General features: G+C 40.8%; 15 protein-coding genes. 11 read left to right on the top strand and 4 right to left on the bottom strand.

Annotated elements, in window-relative coordinates:
• Positions 1-76 precede the first annotated feature (76 nt).
• Positions 77-1,339 carry an NRAMP family divalent metal transporter gene (locus HMPREF2607_RS03240; protein WP_059749189.1) on the top strand — a complete coding sequence of 421 codons (1,263 nt, stop codon included), beginning with the start codon at positions 77-79 and terminating at the stop codon, positions 1,337-1,339.
• A gap of 126 nt (positions 1,340-1,465) precedes the next feature.
• On the opposite strand, the gene HMPREF2607_RS03235 is transcribed toward HMPREF2607_RS03240, so the two are convergent.
• The 4 genes from HMPREF2607_RS03235 to yghU form a co-directional block, all read right to left on the bottom strand.
• Complete coding sequence (locus tag HMPREF2607_RS03235) at positions 1,466-1,708, bottom strand: type B 50S ribosomal protein L31 (RefSeq protein ID WP_003093591.1); 243 nt, start codon at positions 1,706-1,708, stop codon at positions 1,466-1,468.
• 106 nt (positions 1,709-1,814) lie between these two features.
• Positions 1,815-2,747: an FAD:protein FMN transferase gene (locus HMPREF2607_RS03230; RefSeq protein ID WP_021147186.1), complete on the bottom strand. Its 933-nt coding sequence runs from the start codon at positions 2,745-2,747 to the stop codon at positions 1,815-1,817.
• The gene (locus tag HMPREF2607_RS03225) at positions 2,734-3,678 is read right to left on the bottom strand and encodes a DHH family phosphoesterase (RefSeq protein ID WP_004182366.1); all 945 of its coding nucleotides are present in this window, start codon (positions 3,676-3,678) and stop codon (positions 2,734-2,736) included. Before HMPREF2607_RS03225 ends, HMPREF2607_RS03230 begins: the two co-directional genes overlap by 14 nt.
• An 80-nt stretch (positions 3,679-3,758) precedes the next feature.
• The gene (gene yghU / locus HMPREF2607_RS03220) at positions 3,759-4,547 is read right to left on the bottom strand and encodes a glutathione-dependent disulfide-bond oxidoreductase (protein WP_021144013.1); all 789 of its coding nucleotides are present in this window, start codon (positions 4,545-4,547) and stop codon (positions 3,759-3,761) included.
• Positions 4,548-4,719: 172 nt separating this feature from the next.
• On the opposite strand from yghU, the gene add reads away from it, so the two are divergent.
• From add to HMPREF2607_RS03170, 10 genes are all read left to right on the top strand, one after another.
• Positions 4,720-5,730 carry an adenosine deaminase gene (gene add / locus HMPREF2607_RS03215; RefSeq protein WP_070475810.1) on the top strand — a complete coding sequence of 337 codons (1,011 nt, stop codon included), beginning with the start codon at positions 4,720-4,722 and terminating at the stop codon, positions 5,728-5,730.
• A gap of 184 nt (positions 5,731-5,914) precedes the next feature.
• Positions 5,915-6,511, top strand: coding sequence for a thymidine kinase (locus tag HMPREF2607_RS03210; RefSeq protein ID WP_070475808.1), 597 nt, complete (start codon positions 5,915-5,917; stop codon positions 6,509-6,511).
• Positions 6,512-6,546: 35 nt separating this feature from the next.
• Entirely contained in the window at positions 6,547-7,626 is a 1,080-nt protein-coding gene (gene prfA / locus HMPREF2607_RS03205; protein WP_004182370.1) for a peptide chain release factor 1, read from the top strand.
• A complete protein-coding gene (prmC, locus tag HMPREF2607_RS03200; protein WP_021144016.1) occupies positions 7,623-8,456 on the top strand; it encodes a peptide chain release factor N(5)-glutamine methyltransferase in 834 nt (277 codons plus the stop codon). Before prfA ends, prmC begins: the two co-directional genes overlap by 4 nt.
• Positions 8,443-9,048, top strand: coding sequence for an L-threonylcarbamoyladenylate synthase (locus tag HMPREF2607_RS03195; protein WP_070475805.1), 606 nt, complete (start codon positions 8,443-8,445; stop codon positions 9,046-9,048). Before prmC ends, HMPREF2607_RS03195 begins: the two co-directional genes overlap by 14 nt.
• Before the next feature lie 92 nt (positions 9,049-9,140).
• A complete protein-coding gene (glyA, locus tag HMPREF2607_RS03190; protein WP_002891158.1) occupies positions 9,141-10,391 on the top strand; it encodes a serine hydroxymethyltransferase in 1,251 nt (416 codons plus the stop codon).
• Between the two features lie 5 nt (positions 10,392-10,396).
• Positions 10,397-11,374 (top strand): nucleoid-associated protein, encoded by a 978-nt coding sequence (locus tag HMPREF2607_RS03185; RefSeq protein ID WP_004182031.1) that lies wholly within the window; start codon positions 10,397-10,399, stop codon positions 11,372-11,374.
• Position 11,375: 1 nt separating this feature from the next.
• Positions 11,376-11,987, top strand: coding sequence for a lysozyme family protein (locus HMPREF2607_RS03180; protein WP_037597899.1), 612 nt, complete (start codon positions 11,376-11,378; stop codon positions 11,985-11,987).
• A 30-nt stretch (positions 11,988-12,017) separates the two neighbouring features.
• Positions 12,018-13,757, top strand: a complete 1,740-nt coding sequence (locus HMPREF2607_RS03175) for an ABC transporter ATP-binding protein (protein ID WP_070475801.1) — start codon at positions 12,018-12,020, stop codon at positions 13,755-13,757.
• Entirely contained in the window at positions 13,747-15,495 is a 1,749-nt protein-coding gene (locus tag HMPREF2607_RS03170) for an ABC transporter ATP-binding protein (protein WP_021144020.1), read from the top strand. The genes HMPREF2607_RS03175 and HMPREF2607_RS03170 overlap by 11 nt, the downstream gene beginning before the upstream one ends.
• The last annotated feature ends 70 nt before the right edge of the window (positions 15,496-15,565 follow it).

The following is a 15,565-nucleotide window of genomic DNA, read 5'->3' as shown; positions in this document are numbered from 1 at the left end:
AATTATTCCAACAATTGTGTACAATGGTAAACATCAATTCAGATTATTCTGAAAATTTGTTTTAGGAGATTTTCTTATGTCAGAAACAAGTGTATCTAGTCAGTCTACCTGGCGTAGTAAAATAAAAGCAATGGGACCCGGTATCCTAATGGCCTCAGCGGCCGTAGGTGGTTCCCACATCGTTTCATCAACCCAAGCGGGTGGTTCTTATGGATGGGCCTTGCTAGGCTTGGTTATTCTTGCCAACCTCTTTAAATACCCATTCTTCCGTTTTGGTGCCGAGTATACCGCAGATACGGGTAAAACCCTCGTTGAAGGTTATGCTGAGAAAGGTAAATTCTATCTTTGGGTATTCTTCATTTTGAATGTCTTCTCAGCTTTGGTTAATACTGCGGGAGTTTCTATTCTTTGTTCAGCCATCATTGCTAGTGCCTTTCCAATGCTTGGTTTGAGTATTACCACATGGTCAATTATTTTGGTTGCCATTATCTGGGGTATGTTACTCTTTGGTGGTTACAAACTTCTTGATGGTATGGCTAAATGGATCATGTCAGCTTTGACTATTGCAACAGTAGCAGCAGTTATTATTGCGGCAATCAAACACCCAGAGTACAGTGCTGACTTCGTTGAAAAAACACCATGGCAGCTCGCAGCCCTTCCATTTATCGTTTCACTTCTTGGATGGATGCCAGCACCAATTGAAATTTCAGCCATTAACTCACTTTGGTCAGCTGAGAAAAAGAAAACTGTTGATTTCAATACTGATGATGCCCTCTTTGACTTTAACGTTGGTTACATCGGAACAGCTATTCTTGCGGTATTCTTTGTAGCCCTCGGTGCTCTTATCCAGTACCCAACTGGTAAGCCAGTAGAAGCAGCATCAGCTAAGTATATTGCACAGTTTGTTGGTATGTACGCATCAGTACTTGGTGAGTGGTCACGCTATTTGATTACCTTTATCGCTTTCTTGTGTATCTTTGGTACTGTAATTACCGTAATTGATGGTTACTCACGTGTTAACGAAATTTCTCTTCGTCTTTTGTTTAACCAAAAAGAAAAAAATCAAACACCTTTGAATATTTGGATGACCTTGACAGCTATTCTTGGTCTCATCATTATTTTCTTCTTCCAAGGTCAAGTAGCAACCATGCTTCGTTTCGCCATGATTGGTTCATTCCTTACAACACCTTTCTTTGCGCTTTTGAATTACGTTCTTGTTACAAAAGAGAAGAAAGACCTTCCAACTTGGTTGAAAGGACTTGCCATTGCAGGTTTGATCTTCTTGTTCGGATTTGCTCTCTTCTTTATCTGGGCTTTGGCTATTGGTAAAGCAGGTTAATAGGAATAAACGGTTTCCATATGGAAGCTGTTTTTTTATTTTATAAATATGGGAGTAGGAGAGCTTACACCCAAGAGCACACAAAAAAGCCATTCCAATCGGAATGGCTTAACAACAAGATGTTGCTTATTTGAGACCGTATTTTTTGTTGAAACGATCCACGCGTCCGTCTGCTTGTGTGAATTTTTGACGGCCAGTGTAGAATGGGTGTGAATCTGATGAAATTTCTACACGGATAAGTGGGTAAGTTTCACCTTCGAATTCAACTGTTTCGTTTGAGTGTTTAGTTGAACCGCTAAGGAATTGGTAACCAGTAGTTGTGTCCATGAATACTACTTGACGGTAATCTGGATGGATATCTTTTTTCATGTTAAAATATTTCCTTTCTGCCATGGTACTTTCCGCACCATAGTTTTTTTTAACTATTTTAGTTTATCAAAAGGTGGTCTACTTGACAAGTCTTTTTTACTATTTTTTAGGAAATTCGCATTTTGTAAATGCCACCTGTCTGAAAGCAGTGATTGTCTTTATCAACGATGATTGCTTCAAGCTCAGCTTGTGAACTAACTTCTTGGAATATGTGTTCGAGACTAGAGCCAAATAAGCGGGTTGTCCAAATTTCACCATCCACTGAGAGGGATGAAATGATGGTAAGGCTGGCTAGGTCACTGGAGACTGGATAACCAGTCTGGCTATCAAAAATATGATGGTAGGTTTTGCCATCAATCTCAAAAGTGCGTTCATAGATTCCCGAAGTGACAACAGACTGGTCTCTTATAGCAAGCACCATAAGATTTGTGTTTCTTGTCTCCTTAGGATTTTGAATACCAATTCGCCATTTTTGGTCAGGATTATGGAGGGCTGGTCCAAAGGTTAGGACATTACCCCCGAGATTGATTAGGGCGCTGGTTACTTTTTCAGCTTTAAGAAAATCTGCAATACGATCTGCAATATATCCCTTTGCCAGAGCACCAAGATCAATTTTCATCCCTTTTTCTTTGAGAAAAACGCTTTGATTTTCCTCGGATAGAAGAATGGCATTGGGATTGATGATGTCCAGGAGTGGACGAATTTCTTCAGGAAGAGGCAGCTTAGCATCAGAAAAACCAATCCGCCAAGTCTGAATGAGAGGTCCAATAGCAATATTAAGGTGACTTCCAGGTTGGCAGCTATGCCATTTTCCAAGAGTAATAAGTTCAAAAAGCTCTGGGTGAACTTTCACCGGATGTAAGCCTGCTGCCTTGTTAATTTTCATGAGTTCGGAACTGTCGTCATTGGCTGAGAAGCGCTTATTGTAGGTATGTAGAAGTGCTTCAACTTGGTCTAGCAGGGGTTCTGGTTCTTTATGATAGATAGAGACGTCAATCACAGTTCCCATGAGACGTACACGACGATTAGTGAGTTGCATGGGCAACAGTATCCTTAATTTCTTGATAGATTTGTTCGTTTTCTTCTAAGCTGTAGGAATTGGCCCCACTAGCAAGTGGGTGGCCGCCACCATCATGGCGTTTGGCAATCTCGTTGATGACAATGCTTTTACTACGTAGACGGACACGGTAATGTCCCTCAGGCTGCTCTACGAAAATAGCCCAAGATTCGACACAATCAATACGGCCTGGAGTGCCAACAATGGCAGAACTTTCAGCATCAGTGACATTGAATTCATCCAAAATCTTTCGTGTCAAGACAACTCGAGCTGCACCATTTTCATCGACTTCTAGATTATCGAAAACATAACCTTGTAGTTTAGCAATTTTGAAAGGAAAACTGTCCATACGACGAGCCATTGCTGCAAAATCAAAGTCGTATTCACGAAGTTTAGCCGCGATTTGAAGTGTTTTAGGAGTAGTAGATGGAAAGAGGAAGCGACCTGTATCGCCAACAATACCATTGTAGAGAACACGAGCAGCAGCATCTGACAAGGAAAGACCAAGGCTGAGGGCCCAGTCTGTCACAATTTCGCTAGCACTTGAAGCAGTCGTATCAACAAGTAGAAGGTCACCGTAGGCATCATCGTTAGGATGATGGTCAATTTTGATAAGGAAGTCACCTTTATCATAACGATCGTCGTCGATACGAGGGGTATTGGCTGTATCGGTAACAATAACAAGTGCCCCTTCATAGTCTTGGTCAGCTACCTCGTCCATCTCAGCAATCCAAGATAAGGTAGGCTCATTGACACCTGTTGCAAGTATCTTTTTATCTGGAAAGTTTGTTTTTAAAATTTCCTTCAGTCCTACCTGACTACCAATGGCATCTGGGTCAGGTCTTTGGTGGCGGTGGATAATAATAGTGTCGTAGGCTTTGATTTTTTCTAAAATAGCTTGAAATACAGTCATGAATGTCTCCTTGTAATTTTGCTTCTATTATATCATGAAACAATAGAAAAACGGTTAGCCTAGGCAAACCGTTATAAAAATTAGATATCTTTATAGTCGACTTCAAGTCCCCGTTTAACCGCTGGACGGTCGGCAATTTTTTCAGTCCAAGCTTGAAGGTGCTTGTATTCTTTAACATCAAGGAAAATACCAGCCTTGTCCCAAATCTTATCTTGAGCAAGACGGCCATACCAAGACCAAATTGCGATATCAGCGATAGTGTATTCATCACCAGCAATATAAGGTTTGGTTGCTAATTCTTTATCTAGCAAGTCAAGTTGGCGTTTGGCTTCCATGGCAAAGCGGTTGATGGCATATTCGATTTTTTCAGGTGCATAGTGGAAGAAGTGCCCAAAGCCACCACCTAAGAAGGGAGCAGCACCTGTTTGCCAAAAGAGCCAGTTGAGAACTTCCGTACGTTTTGCGTGATCAGTTGGAATGAGTTTTCCGAATTTTTCAGCCAAGTAAAGCAAGATGTTAGCTGATTCAAAGACACGAACCGGTTGGTCTTCAGAGTAATCCATCATGGCTGGAATCTTTGAGTTTGGATTGATTGAAACAAAGTCAGATCCGAATTGGTCACCGTCGCCAATCTTAATACGATAAGCGTCATAGCCTGCTTGAGCCACACCGAGTTCTTTCAGTTCTTCAAGCATGATAGTTGCCTTGATACCATTAGGTGTCGGAAGAGTATAGAGTTGGAAAGGTTGGTCACCTTTAGGTAAAGTTTGTTCGAAACGTGCACCAGCTGTAGGTTGATTGAGGCCGCCCCAGGCACCTCCCATAGAGGTTGGATTTTGCCAAACTTCTGGTAAAATATAGTCAGACATAAAGTTTCTCCTTGTATTCTTGATAGTTACATCCTAACAAAATGCTAATGGCATTTCAAGAATCTACTACGTCCTATTAGCGCGACATCTTGACTTTTTCTATAAGAATGATAAGATAGTAAAAATTAATTTTTAACTGATAAAAACATATTGTTTAGAGAGGAAGAAAAGAATGACTGCTATTGATTTTCATAAGTTGGCAAAAACAGAACTGCACTGCCATTTGGATGGTTCTCTATCATTGGAAACTATTCGTCACCTAGCTGACTTAGCAAAGATTGAGTTACCTAAGGATGATGCGGAGCTCAAACACCATGTGACAGCCCCGGCTACCTGTGAGAGTCTCCTAGATTATCTAGAGGCTTTTGATTACATTCGTCCTTTGCTTCAAACAAAGGAAGCTTTGACCATTGCGGCTTATGATGTCGCTAAACATGCTGCTCTTGAAAATGTTATCTATATTGAAGTGCGTTTTGCTCCCGAATTGTCAATGGATAAGGGGTTGACTGTCGCTGAAACCATTGATGCCGTTTGTCAAGGCTTACGTCAAGCTCAAGAAGAATTTGGAATTGTAGCTAAGGCCCTAGTTTGTGGCATGCGTCAATCAAATCAAGATTTAACGGCTCGTATTCTTAATGAAGCGAATAAGGTTGAAGATAGTGACTTTGTTGGTTTTGATTTTGCCGGAGATGAGCATCATTATGGACCTAAAGCGATTAAACCTCTAATTGAACAAGTCCAAAGTTACAACCGTCCCATGACATTTCATGCTGGTGAGTGTGGTTGCCCAGCCTTTTTGGCTGAGTCGATTGCCATGGGAATTAAGCGTAATGGCCATGCAACGATTTTGGCTCAAGAGCCTGAGCTTTTGGAAGAGTTTGTCAAAAATGGTGTCACAGGAGAGTTATGTTTAACAAGTAATCTGCAGACTAAGGCAGCCGTTACAGTTGCTGATTTTCCTTATCTAAAAATGAAAGCAGCAGGTGCGAATATTACCATTAATACAGACAATCGTACGGTTTCTGATACAAACTTAACCAAGGAATACGAACTCTATCACAAGCATTTTAATAGCTCAGTGCAAGACTTTTATGCTCATAATAAGACGGCAATCGAAGCTTCATTTGCTAGTGACGAGGAGAAAGAAGAACTTCTTGAAAAATTGGCTAAAGCCTATTCATAAGAAACTATTAGACTGGTGAAATGTTATTAAGATGATAAGATTGAACCATTTGAAACACAAGTCAAACCTATTATAAAAATAAGGGAGTGAGGCGAACTTTTTTCAAAAATTGTTCAGTCTCCCTCCCTTTTACGCTTGGAATTATGATAAAATAAGTACAATACATATTTTAGAGGAGACTGGTTTGGCACAACTTTATTTTCGCTATGGCACTATGAATTCTGGGAAATCCATTGAAATTCTTAAGGTTGCCTATAATTACGAAGAACAAGGAAAACCAGTAGTATTGTTGACCAGTTGTTTGGATAATCGCGATGGGGTTGGCTATATCTCTAGTCGTATTGGCATGAAACGTAAGGCATATCCTATTGGTGATGATACGGATATTTTTGGTTACATTGCTAATATGGATTCACGACCGTACTGTGTTTTAGTTGATGAGGCTCAGTTTTTGACCCGTGCGAATGTCTATGATTTGGCACGAATTGTTGATGAGTTAGATATCCCAGTGATGGCTTTTGGTCTCAAAAATGATTTTCAGAACAATCTCTTTGAAGGTTCTAAATACCTTTTACTTTTGTCTGATAAGATTGATGAGATTAAGACCATTTGTCATTATTGCTCGAGAAAGGCAACCATGGTTCTTCGTATGGAAGATGGTAAGCCAGTTTATGAAGGAGCACAAGTTCAAATTGGAGGACACGAGAGTTATATCTCAGTTTGCCGAAAGCACTGGTTTAATCCACCTCACGAAAACATAATCCCTTTGAATAAGGCCTAAAATGACTATTAGTTATATAAGGAGAAAGATAACAGATGAATATTTATGATCAGTTACAAGCGGTTGAAGACCGCTATGAGGAATTGGGTGAATTGCTTAGTGACCCTGAAGTTGTTTCAGACACTAAACGCTTCATGGAGTTGTCACGTGAAGAAGCAAATACTCGTGAAACTGTGACAGCTTACCGTGAGTACAAGCAAGTCATACAAAGTATCTCAGATGCTGAAGAGATGATTAAGGAAGCAAGCGGTGATCCTGACTTGGAAGAAATGGCTAAGGAAGAACTCAAAGAATCCAAAGCCGCTAAAGAAGAGTATGAAGAACGTTTGAAAATTCTTCTCTTGCCAAAAGACCCTAATGATGACAAGAATATTATCCTCGAAATTCGTGGGGCTGCAGGTGGTGATGAAGCTGCCTTGTTTGCGGGTGATCTTCTAGCTATGTACCAAAAATATGCAGAAACACAAGGTTGGCGCTTTGAGGTCATGGAAGCCTCTTATAATGGTGTCGGTGGTATCAAAGAAGTGGTTGCCATGGTTTCAGGGCAATCCGTGTATTCTAAACTCAAATATGAATCAGGAGCACACCGTGTGCAACGTGTGCCTGTGACTGAAAGTCAAGGTCGTGTTCATACCTCTACAGCAACTGTTTTGGTTATGCCAGAAGTTGAAGAAGTAGAGTACGAAATTGATCCTAAGGACCTTCGTGTCGATATCTATCACGCTTCTGGTGCCGGTGGTCAGAACGTCAATAAGGTTGCGACTGCGGTTCGTATGGTTCACATTCCTACTGGAATCAAAGTAGAGATGCAAGAAGAACGTACACAACAGAAGAACCGTGATAAAGCCATGAAGATTATCCGTGCGCGTGTTGCGGACCACTTTGCACAAATCGCTCAAGATGAACAAGATGCTGAGCGTAAATCTACTGTTGGTACAGGGGACCGTTCAGAGCGTATCCGTACTTACAACTTCCCACAAAACCGTGTAACGGATCACCGTATTGGTTTGACCCTTCAAAAATTAGATACGATTTTGGCTGGGAAAATGGATGAAGTCATTGATGCTCTTGTTCTTTACGATCAAACTCAAAAATTGGAAGAGCTTAACAAATGATTTTAGCGGATGTTCTGGCTGACTATGAGAAGCAGCTTGAGGCAGTTGGAGAAGAGCCAGAGGCCCTTTCCTTTGTTTATCGTGATTTGAAGCAATGGGATTTGACTCAATTTGTTCTTAATCTACGACAAGAAGTTTCGGAAGAGGACGATAGACTTTTGGCTGCTATCTTCACCCAATTGCAAGCACATAAACCAGCTCAGTATATCTTGGGCTATGAAGACTTTCATGGCTTGCGTTTTCAGGTTGATGAACGTGTCTTAATTCCGCGTCCTGAAACTGAGGAATTGGTGGACTTAATTTTAGAGGAAAACCCAAGCAAAGAGCTCAAGGTTCTCGATATTGGAACTGGGAGTGGTGCTATTTCGGTATCCCTGAAAAAGAGTCGCCCCCTTTGGCAAGTAACAGCTAGTGACTTGTCAGCTGATGCCTTAGTACTTGCTAAGGAGAATGCCAAGCTAAATCAGGCAGACATCAGCTTTGTTCAATCGGATGTTTTTGAAGATATTTCTGGTAATTTTGATATTATCGTGTCAAATCCTCCCTATATTTCTGAAAATGATAAGGACGAAGTTGGTGTCAATGTCTTGACGAGTGAGCCTAATATGGCCTTGTTTGCTGATGAAGATGGGCTAGCTATTTATAGACGGATTGTTGAAGGAGCGGCTGAGCATTTAATTCCTCAAGGAAAAATCTATTTTGAGATTGGCTATAAGCAGGGTCAGGATTTGAAGCAACTCTTGTATCTGCATTTTCCAGATAAGCGCGTGCGTATCCTTAAGGATCAGTTTGGACAAGATAGAATGGTCGTGATGGATGATGGAAAATAAGAAACAGTTAAAAGAAACTTTGGCTAACGGTGGGGCAGTCGTTCTTCCTACAGAGACTGTCTATGGTTTATTTGCTAAGGCTTTGGATGAGAGTGCTGTGAACCATGTTTATGAGCTGAAAAATCGTCCTAGAGATAAAGCCATGAATTTGAATGTCGCTTCTTATGAAGATATCCTGTCTTATTCGAAAGAGCAGCCCAAATATTTAAAACAATTGTATGATGCTTTTTTGCCTGGACCTCTGACCATTATCTTAAAAGCTAATGATCAAGTACCTAGATGGATTAATTCAGGTTTGGCGACAGTTGGCTTCCGTTTGCCAAATCATCCTGTCACTAGAGAACTGATTCAATCTGAGGGCCCTTTGATTGGTCCATCTGCTAATAAGTCTGGGAAGGCTAGTGGTCGTTATTTTGACCAAATAAGAGCCCAATTTGATTTCCAGGTGACTGGCTATCAAGATGACGCTGCCTTGTTAGGTGTAGATTCGACAATTTTGGATTTGTCTGTCTCACCTGCTAGGATTCTCAGACAAGGAAAGATTACAAAAGAAAACCTATTGGTGGCTCTACCCGAGTTGACCATAGAATAAATGACTAACAGAGACCTATGGAAGTGTGAGATAATTTCCGACTGTATGTGGGTGAGTTGATTGAACCCCATTAGACCTCAAAGGAGACCTCTATGATTTTTGATAAAGAAGATTACAAAGCATTTGACCCTGAACTATGGAACGCCATCGATGCTGAGGCAGAACGTCAGCAAAACAATATTGAGTTGATTGCCTCTGAGAACGTGGTATCTAAAGCTGTAATGGCTGCTCAAGGAACACTCTTGACTAACAAGTACGCAGAAGGCTATCCAGGTAAACGTTACTATGGTGGTACAGACGTGATTGATGTGGTCGAGTCTCTTGCTATTGAGCGTGCCAAAGAACTTTTTGGAGCAAAATTTGCCAACGTGCAACCTCACTCAGGTAGTCAAGCCAATGCAGCGGTTTACATGTCTTTGATTCAACCAGGTGATACGGTTATGGGAATGGATTTGTCAGCGGGTGGTCACTTGACACATGGTGCACCAGTTAGCTTCTCTGGTAAGACTTATAACTTCGTGGCTTACAACGTTGATAAGGAAACTGAACTTCTTGATTACGATGCGATTCTCGCTCAGGCTAAAGAAGTACAACCAAAACTCATCGTGGCTGGGGCTTCAGCTTACTCACGTATCATTGATTTTGCTAAATTCCGTGAAATTGCTGATGCTGTAGGAGCTTACCTTATGGTAGATATGGCGCACATTGCCGGTCTTGTAGCCTCTGGTCATCATCCAAGTCCAGTTCCTCATGCACATGTGACCACTACAACAACTCACAAGACACTTCGTGGTCCTCGTGGTGGTTTGATTTTGACTGATGATGAAGATATCGCTAAGAAATTGAATTCTGCGGTCTTCCCTGGTTTGCAAGGTGGTCCATTGGAACACGTTATTGCTGCTAAGGCTGTTGCTCTTAAAGAAGCACTTGACCCTGCCTTTAAGGAATATGGGGAAAATGTTATCAAGAATGCTGCTGCCATGGCTGATGTTTTCAATCAACATCCAGATTTCCGTGTTATCTCAGGTGGTACTAACAATCACCTCTTCTTGGTTGATGTGACTAAAGTTGTTGAAAATGGTAAAGTTGCACAAAACGTTCTTGAAGAAGTTAATATTACTTTGAACAAGAATGGTATTCCTTACGAGCAATTGTCTCCATTCAAGACATCAGGTATCCGTGTTGGTAGTCCAGCCATCACAAGTCGTGGTATGGGTGAAGCTGAGAGCCGTAAAATTGCTGAATTAATGGTTGAAGCTTTGGAAAATCACGATAAACCTGAAGTTTTGGAACGCATTCGTGGAGAAGTTAAAGCTCTTACAGATGCCTTCCCACTCTATTAAAAACTATGTTAGATTTATATATTAAACGCATTATCATTCACCAGTTTTCGCCAAATGATACGGAGCTGGTTTTAGCAGAAGGGCCTCTTGAAATAACGCCACGCTTAGATGAGTATTTTCGAAAGAAACTCTCTAAAGTTTTCTCTGATGAGGCTAAACGTGGCTATTTCGATGCAGAGAATGTTTTCATCAGTCATTTAGGAGATGATTTGATGGAAAGCTCAGTCAAGATTGCCCAACTTTGGAAGGAAGAATTTGTCATTTCTGAAGATCAAAAGACCAATGATTTGGTCTTTATTCAGTTTGACAAAGAAGGGCAAGAGTATTTTGCTTTCTTGCGTATTGCTCTCAAGGATAGTTTGATTCATTCTTTGGGAGATAGCCAACATCCTATTCAATTGTCACAAAATAATTTGCCTTCTGCAGCCCAGACACCTGATGAAGCTTTGGTAATCAATCGTAGTAGTAAGCAGTATTATTTGATTGAAAAGCGAATCAAGCATAATGGAAGCTTTGCCAATTATTTCTCTGAAAATCTGTTGCAAGTCCAGCCTGAGCAATCTGTCAAGAAATCGATTAAGATGGTTGAAGACACTGCCCAGAAGATTGCTGAGAATTTTAATCAGGATGATTTTAACTTCCAAGGAAAAATGAAATCTGCTATTTTCAATAATTTGGAAGAAGATCAAGAGTTATCACCTGAAAAATTGGCAGACCAGCTCTTTGATAATAATTTGACAGCTCGTTTGACCTTTGTTGATGAGCTCAAAGAGGCCATACCTGAGCCTATCTCGGTATCAGATATTGACCATTCGCGTCAAATTAAGAAATTGGAGAATCAAAAATTATCGTTATCGAACGGAATTGAGTTAATCGTGCCTAATAATGTGTATCAGGATGCTGATAGTGTTGAGTTTATTCAAAATCCTGATGGCACCTACTCTATTCTCATCAAAAATATCGAGGATATCATCAATAAATAATATGTTTAAATGGATAAGACGTCTGGCGGTTTTTGTCGTAGTCCTCATCATAGGTATCCAATGCTATCGAATCCATGCCAATATTCAACATGTCTTAACCTATGAATCCATGGTTAAGGAGGTTTTGGCAGAGGACGACATTGATAATACAACCAATGTCGATTTGGTTCTGGCTATGATCTACACAGAAACCAAGGGGAAGACAGATGACGTGATGCAGTCCAGTGAAAGTTCTACAGGGGTGACCAACTCCATAACAGATCGAAAAGAAAGTATTCGTCAAGGGGTGACGGTGCTGTCGGAAAATCTGGAAGAAGCTGCCCACCATAAGGTGGATCCTTGGACAGCAGTACAAGCCTATAATTTTGGTAAGGCCTATATTGATTATGTGGCTGATAATGGTGGAGTGAACACCGTCGAACTCGCAAAGGCTTACTCTAAAAATGTCGTTGCTCCGAGTCTAGGAAACACTAGCGGGCAAACATACACCTATTACCAACCGGTTGCCATGTACTATGGTGGCGGAAAACTTTATACAAATGGCGGTAATATTTACTACGCTAAGGAAGTACAGTTTAATCTCTTTTTGATGCGTATGTTCTCGCGCCTCTAAGAGAAAGGACGTTAAACTTAGGAAAGACAAATGAAAGCATTATTAGTGTATTTTAGAGGATACATCAAAGACAGTATCCTGGGACCCGTTTTTAAATTAATCGAAGCCAGTTTCGAACTCTTGGTCCCTCTAGTGATTGCTGGAATTGTCGACACAACTATTCCAAATAAAGACCAAAATCATCTGTTTATGATGATTTTTCTCTTGTTCGGACTTGCCGTTATTGGGGTTGTTGTTGCTATTTCAGCACAGTATTTTTCATCCAGAGCAGCAGTTGGCTATGCCCGAGGTTTAACCAATGATTTGTATGCGAAGATCATGCGTTTATCAAAGGAAAAGCGGGATGAGATTGGAACGTCAAGTTTGGTGACACGTTTGACTGGTGATACCTTTCAAATCCAAACGGGCATCAATCAATTTTTGAGGCTCTTTTTGAGGGCACCGATTATCGTGACGGGAGCCATTATTATGGCATTCCGAATCAGTCCACGCTTGACCCTTTGGTTTCTTGGCATGGTCTTGGTATTGACCCTTATTATTGTACTAGCTAGTCGCATCGTCAATCCTTTATACGTCAAGATTCGAGTAATTAATGAATCAATTGTTACCAATACGCGTCAACAACTTGAAGGTATGAGGGTTATTCGGGCTTTTGATCAGAGTGAGCGTGAATTAGATAACTTTACTACTGTCAATAAAGACTTGAAGAAGTGGCAGCTCAAAACAGGAGTAATAGCAAGTCTCATTAGTCCTTTGACTTTCTTGGTTGTTAATATGACCTTGATTGCTATCCTTTGGCAAGGAAATCTGCAAATTCAAGCTGGTCTTTTGTCTCAAGGTATGCTGATTGCTCTGGTCAATTATCTCTTGCAAATTTTGACGGAGCTCCTTAAATTAGCCATGATGTTGACCAATCTGAATCAAAGCTTTATTTCAGCAAAACGGGTACAAGCTATTTTTGAACTCCAAGATGAGGATATTGAAGCACCTTTAGAAGTCCGAACTTCTAGTCAGGCTTCCACAGTGCTAGCTATTGATCAGATGACCTTTACCTATCCTACAGCTAGTTCGCCATCACTCCAAGAGATTAATGTCAGTCTTACTCAAGGTCAGTCACTAGGTATTATTGGTGGTACAGGTTCGGGTAAATCGACATTGGTGAACTTAATCATGAACTTATATCAGCCTCAGATTGGTTTATTAGCTATTTTCAAAGATCAAAAATCACCAAAGAACCTTAAAGAGTGGCGTTCTTGGGTTGCCTATGTCCCGCAAAAAGCTGAGTTATTTAGAGGAACCATTCGTTCAAACTTGTCATTAGGACTTGACCACGAACCGAGTGAGCAAGAACTGTGGCATGCGCTTGACATGGCTCAGGCTGCTGATTTTGTAAGGGATAAGGACCTTGGTTTAGATGAGCCAGTTGAGTCATTTGGCCGTAATTTTTCGGGGGGGCAACGTCAACGTTTGACTATTGCGCGTGCGCTGATGAGACCAGCACCATTCTTGATTTTGGATGACTCCACCTCAGCCCTAGATTACTTGACTGAAAGTCGCTTACTAGCGGCTATCAGAGACAATCTTAAATCAACGAGTCTGATTATTATTTCGCAAAGAACAAATAGTCTAAAAGCTGTTGATCAAATTTTGGTGCTTGATAAGGGACATCAAGTTGGCTTGGGTAATCATGAAGAATTGCTTGCCACAAATAAACTCTATCAAGACATTCATTATTCTCAACATCAAAAGGAGGTCGCTGATGAAGGCTAGAAATAATAAATCAACGCTTAAACGTTTAAGTAGAGATATCTTAAGTCAGCGCTACCTCTTTGCCTTAGCAACTGTTGGGACCATTATTCAAGTTGCCTTAACGGTTTACTTACCTATCTTAATTGGTGATGCAGTGGACGCTGTTCTTAAGATGAACGCCGTTCTATTGATGTCACGTTTAATTTGGCAGATGCTTGTAGTTATCTTAGCTAATAGTGCAATCCAGTGGCTTAACCCTTTGATTTATAATCGATTAATTTATTCATATAGCGAAAGTTTACGTGAACGAGTCATGATGAAAATTCATGCTATGCCACTTAGTTACCTTGATCGTCAAGGAACTGGAGACATGGTTAGCCGTGTGACTACAGATAGCGATCAGTTAAACAACGGACTTCTCATGGTCTTTAACCAATTTTTCGTTGGGCTTTTGACTATCTTTGTCATAATCATTACCATGGCTCGGTTAGACTGGTTCATGATGCTCTTAGTTCTAGTGATGACGCCTCTGTCAATGCTTGTGGCACGTTTTATCGCAAAGAAGAGCTATCAACTCTATCGCAATCAAACTAAATGGCGAGGTGTGCAGACTCAGTTGATTGAGGAAAGTCTGACTCAAGAAGCTTTAGTACAAAGTCTAAATGCTCAAGACCAGATGGTTAGGAGTTTTAAAGACGTCAATGGTAAGTATGCTGATTATTCACAGGGTGCTATCTTTTATTCGTCAGCGGTTAACCCAGCTACACGTTTTGTCAATAGTCTGATCTATGCTCTTATTGCAGGTGTTGGAGCCTATCGAATCATGTCAGGTGGTGCTTTTACAGTGGGACAATTGACTACCTTCCTAAATTATGTGACTCAGTATACGAAACCTTTTAATGATATTTCATCTGTTCTATCTGAACTTCAAAGTGCTTTGGCCTGTGCTGATCGCCTTTATATGATTTTAGATGAAGATGAAATACCAGAAACGGGTAATGCGATTTTAGAAGAAGCAGATGTTCAGGGACATTTTCAATTTGAGCATGTTCAATTTGGTTATTTGCCTAATAAACCTCTTATAAAGGATTTGAGCATTGATATACCTGCGGCAAGTACTGTTGCCATTGTTGGCCCTACAGGAGCAGGCAAATCTACCCTCATTAACCTGCTCATGCGTTTCTATGATTTGGACAAGGGTCAAATTTTACTAGACGGTAGACCTATTACAGATTATACTCGTGAGAGTCTTCGGAAACAGATTGGGATGGTCTTGCAGGAAACTTGGCTTGAGGTTGGCACTATTCATGATAATATTGCCTATGGTAATCCAGAAGCCAGTCGTGAAGAAGTCATAGCAGCGGCCAAGGCTGCCAATGCAGATTTCTTTATTCAGCAGTTGCCTCAAGGCTACGACACCTACTTGAATGATGCGGGGCAATCCCTTTCTCAGGGGCAACGTCAGCTTTTGACCATTGCTCGCATATTTGTCAATGTGCCTAAAATCTTAATCTTGGATGAAGCCACTTCTAGTATCGATACCCGTACAGAGCTCCTCATTCAAGAGGCCTTCGCTAAATTAATGAAAGGTAGAACAAGTTTCATCATTGCTCATCGATTGTCTACCATCGAAAATGCGGACCTTATTTTGGTCATGAATAATGGAGATATCGTTGAACACGGAACCCATGAACAACTGATGCAAGCTAAGGGAATGTACTATCGTATGCAGACGGCCCAAAAGACACAAAATAGTTAAATCCGACAGAGCTTTTAAGCTCTGTTTTTTTGTCTCACGAAAACCACTAGCTGTGCTAGTGGTTCCGAAA

It is taken from the genome of Streptococcus sp. HMSC078H03, from assembly GCF_001808655.1.
GTDB classification, from domain to species: domain Bacteria; phylum Bacillota; class Bacilli; order Lactobacillales; family Streptococcaceae; genus Streptococcus; species Streptococcus salivarius_G.
The sequence above is the reverse complement of the archived record's forward strand: the minus strand, read 5'-3'. Positions and strand labels throughout refer to the sequence as shown.